A 9,879-nucleotide genomic window follows, 5' to 3' on the forward strand; every position below is an offset into this window, starting at 1 on the left:
GGTGGAAACATGACTGCACAGGATGTCAAGCAACAGGGGGTCGGCGCCTCGCTGCTGCGCAAGGAAGACGACAGGCTCCTGCGCGGACGCGGGCAGTTCGTCGCCGACATCCGGCTGGCGGGCATGAAGGACGTGGCCTTCGTCCGCTCGCCGCTCGCCCATGCGCGGGTCAACGGCGTGCATGTGCCTGACGCGTTGCGTGAGCGGGTGGTGATCGCCGAGGATCTGAAGGATGTGAAGCCGATCCGCGCGGTGTCCGGGCTGGCGGGTTTCAAGCCCTCGGATCAGCCGATCCTGGCGTTCGAGAAGGTGCGGCAGGTGGGCGAGCTGCTGGCGATGTGCGTCGCCGATACGCGCGCCGAGGCCGAAGACATGATCGAGGCGGTGGACCTCGACCTGGAGGAACTGCCGGCGGTTCATGACATGCTGGCGGCGCGCAAGCCGGGTTCGGCGCTGCTGCACGAGGAATGGGGCGACAACGTCTTCCTGGAAACCTTCGTCGACATCAATTTCGAGGCGGCGCTCGACGCGCCGATCAAGGTGACGCGCGAGATCTCCACTGCGCGGCAGAGCATGGCGCCGATGGAAGGGCGCGGCACGGTCGCCGTCTGGGACAAGCGCATGGAACAGCTGGTGCTGTATACGGGCAGCCAGATGCCGCACATCGTGCGCACGGGACTTGCCGAATGCCTCGGGCTCGGCCAGCATCAGGTGCGCATCGTCTCGCCGGATGTCGGCGGCGGCTTCGGCTACAAGGGCATCCTCCTGCCGGAGGACATTTGCCTCGGCTGGTATGCGATGCGCTGCGGCCATCCGGTGCGCTGGATCGAGGATCGCCGCGAGCATCTGACGGCCGGCGCCAATTGCCGCGAGCACCATTACATCATCACCGGCTATGCGGACCGCGACGGGAAGCTGCTCGGCGTCGATTGCGAGGCGACGGTGGATTCGGGCGCCTATTCCTCCTACCCGTTCTCCGCCTGCCTGGAGGCGGCGCAGGTGGCGAGCATCCTGCCCGGTCCCTATGATTTTCCATCCTATCGCTGCCGCACCTGGTCGGTGGCGACCAACAAGTGCCCGATCCTGCCTTACCGCGGCGTGGCGCGCACGGGTGTCTGCTATGCGATCGAGCTGGTGATGGACGCCATCGCTCGCGAGACGGGCCTGGAACCGCATGAGGTGCGGTTGAAGAATCTGGTCGGGCCCGAGCAGATGCCGTTCGACAACATCACCAAAAAGCATTTCGACAGCGGCGACTATCCCGAAGCGCTCAGGCGCGCCATGGCGGCGATCGACCTGCCGGCGCTCCGCGCGCGGCAGAACGAGGGCGAGCCGGATGGCCGCCTGATCGGCATCGGCCAGGCGATCTACTGCGAGCAGGGGGCGCACGGCACGTCCGTCTATGCGGGCTGGGGCATCCCGATGGTGCCGGGCCACGAGCAGGCGACGGCGCGGATGACGCCCGATGGCGGGCTGGAGCTGCGTGTCGGCGTGCATTCGCACGGCCAGAGCATGGAAACGACTTTGCCGCAGATCGCCCATGAAATCCTCGGCATCGATGTCTCGCGGATCAAGCTGGTGCATGGTGATACGGAATACACGCCCTATTCGACGGGCAGTTGGGGGTCGCGCTGCGCGGTGATGGCCGGCGGCGCCGTGGCGACCGCCTCGCGCGAGATCGCCAAGCTTGCCAAGGGCATCGGCGCCCATCTGTTGCAGGCGAAACCCGACCAGGTGGAGTTGGTCGACGGGCGGGTGGTCGGCCCTTCGGGCAGTGTCTCGCTGCAAGAAATCGCCCACACTTGGTACCGGCTGCCGCAGAACCTGCCGGACGGGGTCGATCCGCGCGGCCTGGAGGCGACCATCGGCCACAAACCGGTGCGCGACAGCGGCACGTTCAGCTATGCCGCCCATGTGGCGGTGGTGGCGGTCGATCCGGAAATGGGCGACATCGAAATCCTCGACTATGTCATTGTCGAGGATGGCGGCAAGCTGATCAACCCGATGGTGGTCGACGGGCAGATCTATGGCGGGCTGGCGCAGGGCATCGGCACGGCGCTGTACGAGGAGATGAATTTCGACGCTTCCGGCCAGCCGCTGGCCTCCACGTTCGCCGACTATCTGCTGCCGGGGCCGACCGAGGTGCCGGCGCCCCGGCTCGACCATATGGAAACGCTGGCGCCCTACACCGAGTTCGGCGTCAAGGGCATCGGCGAGGGTGGCGCCATCGCGCCGCCGGCGGCAATCGGCAACGCGGTCAACGACGCGCTGAAGGGGCTGGGCGTCGAGCTGACGCAGACGCCGATGACGCCGCGCCGGGTGCTTGAGGCAATAGGCAAGGCGGCCAGCGGCAAGGCGGGCGCATCCGCGGACATGACCGCGCAGGGAGAACTGGCTTGAAACCCGTCAATTTCGACTATGCGCGGCCCAAGGATGTGGCTGGCGTGCTGCCGCTGATCGCCGATGACAGTCGCACGGTGAAGATCATGGCCGGCGGCCAGTCGCTCGGGCCGATGCTCAACATGCGGCTGGTGCAGCCCGACCTGGTGGTGGACATCACCGGCATCGAGGAACTGCGCCAGGTGGTGGAGACGCCCGACGCCATCGTCATGGGCGGCTGCATCACGCATGCCGACATCGAGGACCGGCGCGTGCCCGACATGACGCGCGGTGCACTGCCGGCGGTGGCCGGCGGCATCGCCTACCGCGCCGTGCGCAACCGCGGCACGATCGGCGGCAGCATCACCCATGCCGATCCCTCGGCCGACTGGATATCGATCCTTTCGGCATTGGGGGCGACGGTGACGCTGCGAGGACCGGGGGGGAGCCGCAGCGTCGCCGTCGAGGATTACATGCTGGGCGCGCTGGAGGCGGACCTGCGACCCGGTGAAATGCTGGTCTCGGTGAGCGTGCCGAAGCTCAGCGTGTCTGCCCGCTGGGGCTATTACAAGAGCTGCCGCAAGACCGGCGAATTCGCCCATGCCATCGGCGCCTTCCTGGTCGATCCCGAGCGCGGGGTGAGCCGCGCCGTCTTCGGCGCGACGGAAAGCCGGCCGATCGTCATCGCCGACGCAAGGCAGCTTCTGGGGGAAGGGACGGCAACGGAACCCGGCCGGGACTTCGACAGCAGGCTGGCCGGGGAACTGGTCGAGGCGGGCGGCATGAGCGACCCGATCGACCGCCAGACACACGTCGTCGCATTGCGGCGCGCCATTCAGCAGGCAGGTTCGGCATGAGCATGATTCATCTGACGATCAACGGCAAACCGGTCGATGCGGCCTGCGAGCCGCGCACGCATCTGGCCGATTTCCTGCGCGAAACCAACAATCTGACCGGCACCCATCTCGGCTGCGAGCACGGGGTGTGCGGCGCCTGCACGATCCTGGTCGACGGCGTGCCGACGCGCTCCTGCATCACGTTCGCCGCCGCCTGCGAGGGGGCCAGCGTGACGACGGTCGAGGGGCTCGACGATGACGACATCACGAGCGAGTTGCGGACGGCCTTTTCCAGGGAACACGGGCTGCAATGCGGCTATTGCACGCCGGGCATGCTGGTTTCGGCACGCGACGTGGTGCTGCGGATGGATGCGCCGAGCGAGCACGACATTCGTGTCGCGATGAGCGGCAATCTGTGCCGCTGTACCGGCTATGTGGGCATTGTGCGGGCGATCCAGGGGGTCATCGCCGACCGTCGGGCGCGCGGCATCGCAGCCGTCGCCGGTGGCGGCCGCACGCGACTGGGCCCGGCCGGGTCGGGCAACGCCTCGACGGCGAAGGAAGCCGCCGGCGCATCGAAGGCAGCCGCGGTCGCCGCCGTCAAACCGGCAGGCCAGCCGCGCACAGCGGCGCGCAAGGACGACAATTGGAAGCCGCAAACCACCTTCGAGCAGAGCTTTACGGTGGCGCATCCGACGGACGTGGTGTGGGATTTCTTCGGTCGGGTCGACGAGGTCGCCGCCTGCCTGCCCGGCGCATCGCTGAACGGTGCGCCGGAAGGCGGGCCCGGCGGGGACGAACATGTCGAAGGGCAGATCAAGGTCAAGGTCGGGCCGATCTCGGCCGAGTTCCACGGGGCGGCCGACATCACCCGCGACGAGGCGACACGCACCGGCGTGATCGACGGGACCGGCAAGGACAAGCGCAGCAATTCGGCGACCCGGGGACAGATCCGCTATGCGGTGAAGGAGGCGGAGACGCCGGGCGAAACCCGCGTCGACGTGGCGATCGGCTTCACCCTGTCGGGCGTGCTGGCGCAGTTCAGCCGTTCCGGCCTGGTGCAGGACGTCGCCAACCGGCTGATCGGCGTGTTCGTGCAGAATCTCGAGGCGCGGCTGGCGCATCAGGCCGGCGGCGGCGATGCCGATTCGGCTCCCGTCGCGGCTGAATTCAACGCCGGATCGCTGATGTCTTCCGTCATCGTCGGGCAGGTCAAACAGTTTTTCGCACGGTTGTTCCGGCGCGGCTGAAGCATCGTTGATGAGACAAGCGGAGTTGTAGACACCACTTGCCCGGTATTTCCCGCTGTCGCCGGCTATAATCGGTGCACAATTGCTGCATGAGCAGAGGGAACAACCATCAATGGTTGCGAAACAGGGGAATTCGCTATCAACTCCATGCAGACGAGCGAATATCACGCGCGTAGTCTGGTGCTTTCATCCTATCTGCCGTACATATAGACCATGAAAAAACTTTCATCCCTCTACGACCGAAGCCGCATCCCGCTCTACATCCAGGTCGCCTCCGTCATGCGGCAGCGGATCGAGAACGGTCATTGGCTTGAAGGCGACAAGATTTCGACCCTCGAGGAGCTCGAAGCAGAGTTCGGCGTGGCGCGCGTGACCATCCGGCAGGCGATCGAAGTGCTGCGCGACGAGGGGCTTGTCGATGCCCAGCAGGGGCGCGGCACCTTCGTTTCGGGCAAGCCGAAGCACAATCGATGGCTCAATCTGGCGAATGATTTCGAGACGATGATCTCGCTGGTCAAGGACAATGTGCTGGAGCGCGTCCACATCGAGGAGAATGTCGTTCTGCCGGAACTCGACGAGCGCGAGGGCCGCGTGGCCGACGAGTACACCTTCCTGCGCAGCGTCCAGTACAATGACGGCGAGCCGTTCTCGGTCGTCAATCTCCATCTGGCGCAGGATCTGTTCTCGCGCGACCGCAAGCGCTTCACGCTTGCAGCGGCGCTGCCGAGCATCGTCGAGATGAAGGACGTGAAGATCGTCCATGCGCACCAGACGCTGACGATCGGCGTTGCCGACCCGGAGACGGCCGACCTTTTGAAGATCGGCCTCGGCGAGCCGACGGCCGATTGCCGGCTGGTCCTGGTCGACGACAAGGGTATCGCCATCTACGTGGCCAGCATCCATTACCACAAGGATTGCTTCGCCTTGCGCGTCGATCTTCTCAAGAAGAGTCCGGCAAGCAGCAAATCGCGCGGCCTGGAAAACGCATAGAGCATTTTGCAGTCAGGTGGAGACACCTGACGCCCGCATAAATGCGGAAAAACAAACAGATAGAGCGGAGCAGCGTTTCCATGAAACGATGAACCGGTCTGGAGCCCGTTCTGTGAGGACGGACCGGGCAGCGGATTGCCACCCGGTCTCAAAACATCAGGCCGTGGCCAGCAATTCCTCGGGCGCGGCGCCGACGATTGCCTCGTAGCGGCCCTGGTCCGTCGCGCCTTCCGTGTTGATGAGGAAGATGCGCGACCGGGCGTCGATGCCGAGTGCTGCGCGTGCTTTCGGATCCTGCGCTGCCTTCAGGAAACCCGCCAGGCCCGCGCCGCCGCTTTCGCCGGCAACGACCGGCGGGTCGCCGGCGACCGGGCGCGCCAGCCGGCGCATCGTTGCGGCGGCGGCGTCTTCGCCGATGGTCATGAAGTCATCGGCCTTGCGCGACAGGATGCGCCAGGCGACGAGCGACGGTTCGTAGCATTCCAGCATCGCCATGATCGTTGGCTCGTCATGCCCGACCTTCACGGGATGACCGGCTTTGGCACTTTCGAAGATGCAGGCGGCGCGATCCGGCTCGACGACGATGAAGCGCGGACGCTCATCGCCGTAGAGAATGTCGAAATGGCCGGCGACTGCCGCCGCCAGACCGCCGACACCGGCCTGGATGAAGACATGCGTCGGCGTCTGGGGCAGGGCGGCGGCGGCCTCGCTCAGCATCGAGGTGTAGCCCTGCATGACGAGCGCCGGGATGCGCTCATAGCCCGGCCAGGATGTGTCGGAGACGACGATCCAGCCCATTTCGGCGCAGCGGCGCTCCGCCTCGACGACGGAATCGTCATAGGTGCCATCGACGCGGATCATCTCCGCGCCGAAGGCGGCAATGGCCGCGACGCGCTCGTCGGAGACGCCGGAATGGACGAAGATGGCTGCCTTGGCGCCGACCAGCTTGGCGCCGGCGGCGACGGATTTGCCGTGATTGCCGTCGGTGGCGCAGCCGAACGTCATGCGGGCGGCGATTTCCCGCACGGCGGGCGACTGCAGTTCGGCGATATCGAGCTTCAGGCCGAGCTTGCGCTCGGCCTCTTCGAGCACCAGGCGGATGACGGCATAGGAGCCGCCGAGCGCCTTGAAGCTGTTGAGGTCGAGGCGGTGGCTTTCATCCTTGATGTGGATCGCCGCGACGCCTGTTTCCCTGGCGAGACCGGTCAATGCATGCAGGGGCGTCGGCTTGTGGTTCGGCCGGTAGGACAGGAAACGCGATACGGTCGCGGCCTCGGCGATGCTCAGGGTCTCGGCGTCGGCCGGGTTCAGGGGGAGACCGTGGTCGGGATGGGTGTTGGCGATCAGCACTGAAGCCTCCTTGGTGTGTTGGTGAAAATATATTGCGTTCAGCGCCGGTTATTGCTTCTATTTCGACGGTACGAATGAAATTTTTGTGCAATTTCGGGCGATGTTATGCGTGATTCATCAGACGGCGGCGGGCGGCTCGATTCCTTCGACCTGGCGATCCTCGACATTCTGCAGAAGGACAATGGCACGCCGCAGCGGGTCATCGGCGAACGCGTCAACCTGTCCTCGGCGGCGGTGCACCGCCGCATGCGCCGGATGCAGGACGAGGGGGTCATCGTCGGCAATTTCGCGGTGGTCGATCCGCGCCGCGTCGGGCTTCCCTTCACCGTGGTCGTCGAGGTGCATGTGGAAAGCGAGCGGCTCGACCTGCTCGATGCCGCCAAGCGCAGCTTCGCCGACGATCCGCAGGTGCAGCAGTGCTACTACGTGACCGGCGAGGCGGATTTCGTGCTGATCGTCACGGTTCCGTCGATGAGCGCCTATGAGGCGCTGACACGGCGGCTCTTCTTCGGCAACAACAACGTCAAGCGGTTTCGCACGCTTGTGGTGATGGACCGGGTCAAGACCGGCCTCGCGGTCACCCTGGGCGAGGCATAAAAAAACCCGCCCAATCAGGGCGGGTCAGTTGGTGGGAGATGCATCCATCGTCAGGGTGTCGGACCAACGAACCCTGACGGGACACTGCATAATTCCTTGAATCGGAATCGACTTGAGGAAAAAATTATGCAGCATTTCAAAGTGTTACAGCGTCCTTTGCGCGTCTGAAAAGACGCGCGGCGCTGTAGTGCACAGGATCAGGAGCCGGCGAGTTCGATCTTCCCGTCGACGATCTTGATGAGCGTGCCATTGGTCATGTACTGACCGCTCTCACGGCCCTCGGGGCCGTCCTTGGTGAAGGTCACCGTTCCGTTGAGGGCAGGCACCTCGATGCTCCAGAATGCGTCCTTGATGGCTTCCGGCTCGGCCTTGCCGGCCTTTTCGATGGCCGCCTTGATGACCTGGATGCCGTCATAGCCGCGATAGCTCTCGGTCAGGCCCGCCTTGTTGTGGCCGGCTTTTTCCCAGGCGGCGATGAACGCTTCCGCCTGCTCGGGATGAGCGGTCTTTTCAGGCACCCAGGGAGCGAAGAACACCATATGCTGGGTGTTGTTGGCAGCCGAGCCCGCCTGGTCGATCAACTGGTCGGGATTTTGCGAGCCGCCGGTGGTGACGATCCGCTTGGTGATGCCGAGGGCCGCGGCCTGCTTGAGAAGGAGCGTCAACTGCTCGACGGCCGTGGTGACGATGATTGTGTCGGAATCGGAAGCCTTGATCTTCGACAGCTGCGCGCTCAGATCCTGCGCGCCCTGATCCATCATTTCCGTCAGGCCGACTTCGATGCCTTCCTTGCCGAGCGCCGTCGAGAAGTCGTTGACCGTGCCGATGCCCCAGTCATTGTTGATGGCGAGGAAATCGACTTTCTTGATGTCGAGCTGCGGCAGGTATTTCTTGAACAATTCCGCCTCGACCCATGAGGGCGGCGAAATGCGGAAAACATAGGGGTTGCCCTGCGTGGTGATCTTCGACGAGGACGATGTCTCGACCAGCATCGGCACCTGATACTGCATCAGCTTGGGCATGGCGGCGAGCGTCAGGCTCGAGCCCCAGGCGCCCATCATGACGGGGACCTTGTCGCTGACGATGAGCTTTTCGGCAACCGCGGCGGCTTCCGTCGGGTTGCTCTTGTTGTCTTCGATGATCAGTTGGAGCTGTTCTCCGAGGACACCGCCATTGGCGTTGATTTCCTCGACGGCGAGCTTGGCGCCGTCAACGATGTAGGTGCCGGAAGCGGCAAAGGGGCCGGTCAGCGGCTGGTTGACGCCGATCTTGATCGGGTCGGCGTAGGCGACGCTCGATACTGCCAGCAGCAGCGAGGCCGTAATCGCGGAAAATCGTGCGCACTTAACCAATGTTTTCTCCTCCAGAGTGAGTCAGCTCCACTGCTCGGGCGTCGCGGGCGACAAGGGCCGGTTTGTTCTAGTGTGCCTTGCCATCGCATCGGACAGGATGCCAGCAGTGTTCATATCATACTAACATTAGTATGATAACGCAAATGCAAAATCGCCAATGGACCGCCCGGCCCATGGCAAGACGTTTGCCTAACGCAGAGCCGGTTGGTGCTGGGGGACTGCAACACGCACAAGGACCCGATGCGGAAAGGGATCCGCAACTGATACCATGGGAACGCGCAGGTGCTTCTATCGCCTGCATTGACCCGGGGCGGCCGCTGCCCACCGCAAGCCATGTTTAAGGATGGACGAGTTTGAACGTTTGGAGTCAATATGAGCCTGATCATCATTCACAAGGACGGACCGGCAAGGCGGGTGTGACAGGCACGCGGGACAAGCAAACCGAAGAGCGGCACCGCGCGATGGTGGATCTGCTCAGGAAGCGTGGGATTCGTTCGCAACGTGTCCTCGACGCGATGCAGCGCGTTCCGCGTGACATCTTCGTGCCGCGGCATCTGGCTGAACTCGCTTACGAGGACGGCGCCTTGCCGATCGGCGAGGGGCAGACCATCTCGCAGCCTTATGTCGTGGCGCTGATGACGGAAGCCGCCGGCATTTCGGCCGAAAGCCGGGTGCTGGAGATCGGCACGGGATCCGGTTATTCGACCGCTGTTCTGGCGTCGATCGCCGGACAGGTCTTTTCCATCGAGCGTCATGAAGCGCTTGCCGAGGCCGCGCTTCGGCGTCTGTCGGAGACCGGTGTCGAGAATGCGACGATCAAGATTGGCGACGGCACGCTGGGCTGGCCGGAAAGGGCGCCTTTCGACGCCATCGTCGTTGCCGCTGCCGGGCCGCGCATACCTGACGCCTTGCGCGCGCAACTCGCCATTGGCGGACGGCTGATCATGCCGGTTGGCAGCGGCGCCGGGCCGCAGACGCTAACCAGCGTGGTGCGTCGGGGAACGAACGATTTCGAGACCCGGTCGCTGAGCAAAGTGTCCTTCGTGCCGCTTATCGGCGCACAGGGATGGCAGCGCTGAGCGCTGACCAAGGCAAGCGCTTTCCTCGTTGTTTGATTCTCGAATG

Annotated in this window: 8 protein-coding genes; 6 read left to right on the forward strand and 2 right to left on the reverse strand. The window is 64.4% G+C overall.

Going from position 1 to position 9,879, the window contains the following annotated elements; all coding sequences use genetic code 11:
- Positions 1–9: 9 nt before the first annotated feature.
- From AB843_RS08885 to AB843_RS08900, 4 genes are all read left to right on the forward strand, one after another.
- Positions 10–2,400 (forward strand): xanthine dehydrogenase family protein molybdopterin-binding subunit, encoded by a 2,391-nt coding sequence (locus AB843_RS08885; RefSeq protein ID WP_048646482.1) that lies wholly within the window; start codon positions 10–12, stop codon positions 2,398–2,400.
- Positions 2,397–3,236 (forward strand): FAD binding domain-containing protein, encoded by an 840-nt coding sequence (locus AB843_RS08890; protein WP_048646483.1) that lies wholly within the window; start codon positions 2,397–2,399, stop codon positions 3,234–3,236. The genes AB843_RS08885 and AB843_RS08890 overlap by 4 nt, the downstream gene beginning before the upstream one ends.
- On the forward strand, positions 3,233–4,465 hold the full coding sequence (locus AB843_RS08895) for a xanthine dehydrogenase family Fe-S subunit (RefSeq protein ID WP_048646484.1): 1,233 nt from the start codon (positions 3,233–3,235) through the stop codon (positions 4,463–4,465). The genes AB843_RS08890 and AB843_RS08895 overlap by 4 nt, the downstream gene beginning before the upstream one ends.
- Positions 4,466–4,678: 213 nt before the next feature.
- Positions 4,679–5,455, forward strand: a complete 777-nt coding sequence (locus tag AB843_RS08900; RefSeq protein ID WP_048646485.1) for a GntR family transcriptional regulator — start codon at positions 4,679–4,681, stop codon at positions 5,453–5,455.
- Positions 5,456–5,611: 156 nt separating this feature from the next.
- Here AB843_RS08900 and AB843_RS08905 read toward each other — a convergent pair whose 3' ends face one another.
- Positions 5,612–6,805, reverse strand: coding sequence for a diaminopropionate ammonia-lyase (locus AB843_RS08905; RefSeq protein WP_048646486.1), 1,194 nt, complete (start codon positions 6,803–6,805; stop codon positions 5,612–5,614).
- Between the two features lie 105 nt (positions 6,806–6,910).
- Between AB843_RS08905 and AB843_RS08910 the strand changes: the two genes are divergently transcribed.
- Positions 6,911–7,402, forward strand: a complete 492-nt coding sequence (locus AB843_RS08910) for an Lrp/AsnC family transcriptional regulator (RefSeq protein WP_048646487.1) — start codon at positions 6,911–6,913, stop codon at positions 7,400–7,402.
- 197 nt (positions 7,403–7,599) lie between these two features.
- On the opposite strand, the gene AB843_RS08915 is transcribed toward AB843_RS08910, so the two are convergent.
- Positions 7,600–8,754 (reverse strand): ABC transporter substrate-binding protein, encoded by a 1,155-nt coding sequence (locus AB843_RS08915; RefSeq protein WP_048646488.1) that lies wholly within the window; start codon positions 8,752–8,754, stop codon positions 7,600–7,602.
- Positions 8,755–9,170: 416 nt separating this feature from the next.
- Here AB843_RS08915 and AB843_RS08920 point away from each other — a divergent pair, with 416 nt between their 5' ends.
- Positions 9,171–9,833, forward strand: a complete 663-nt coding sequence (locus AB843_RS08920; protein WP_082143728.1) for a protein-L-isoaspartate(D-aspartate) O-methyltransferase — start codon at positions 9,171–9,173, stop codon at positions 9,831–9,833.
- The last annotated feature ends 46 nt before the right edge of the window (positions 9,834–9,879 follow it).

The organism is Nitratireductor soli, assembly GCF_001050155.1.
Lineage (GTDB): Bacteria > Pseudomonadota > Alphaproteobacteria > Rhizobiales > Rhizobiaceae > Nitratireductor > Nitratireductor soli.

What these genes read in the sequence shown, in the direction of transcription:
- AB843_RS08885 (WP_048646482.1), top strand. Translation starts at nt 10, where the DNA reads ATGACTGCACAGGATGTCAAGCAACAGGGGGTCGGCGCCTCGCTGCTG.
- AB843_RS08895 (WP_048646484.1), top strand. Translation starts at nt 3,233, where the DNA reads ATGAGCATGATTCATCTGACGATCAACGGCAAACCGGTCGATGCGGCC.
- AB843_RS08910 (WP_048646487.1), top strand. Translation starts at nt 6,911, where the DNA reads ATGCGTGATTCATCAGACGGCGGCGGGCGGCTCGATTCCTTCGACCTG.
- AB843_RS08900 (WP_048646485.1), top strand. Translation starts at nt 4,679, where the DNA reads ATGAAAAAACTTTCATCCCTCTACGACCGAAGCCGCATCCCGCTCTAC.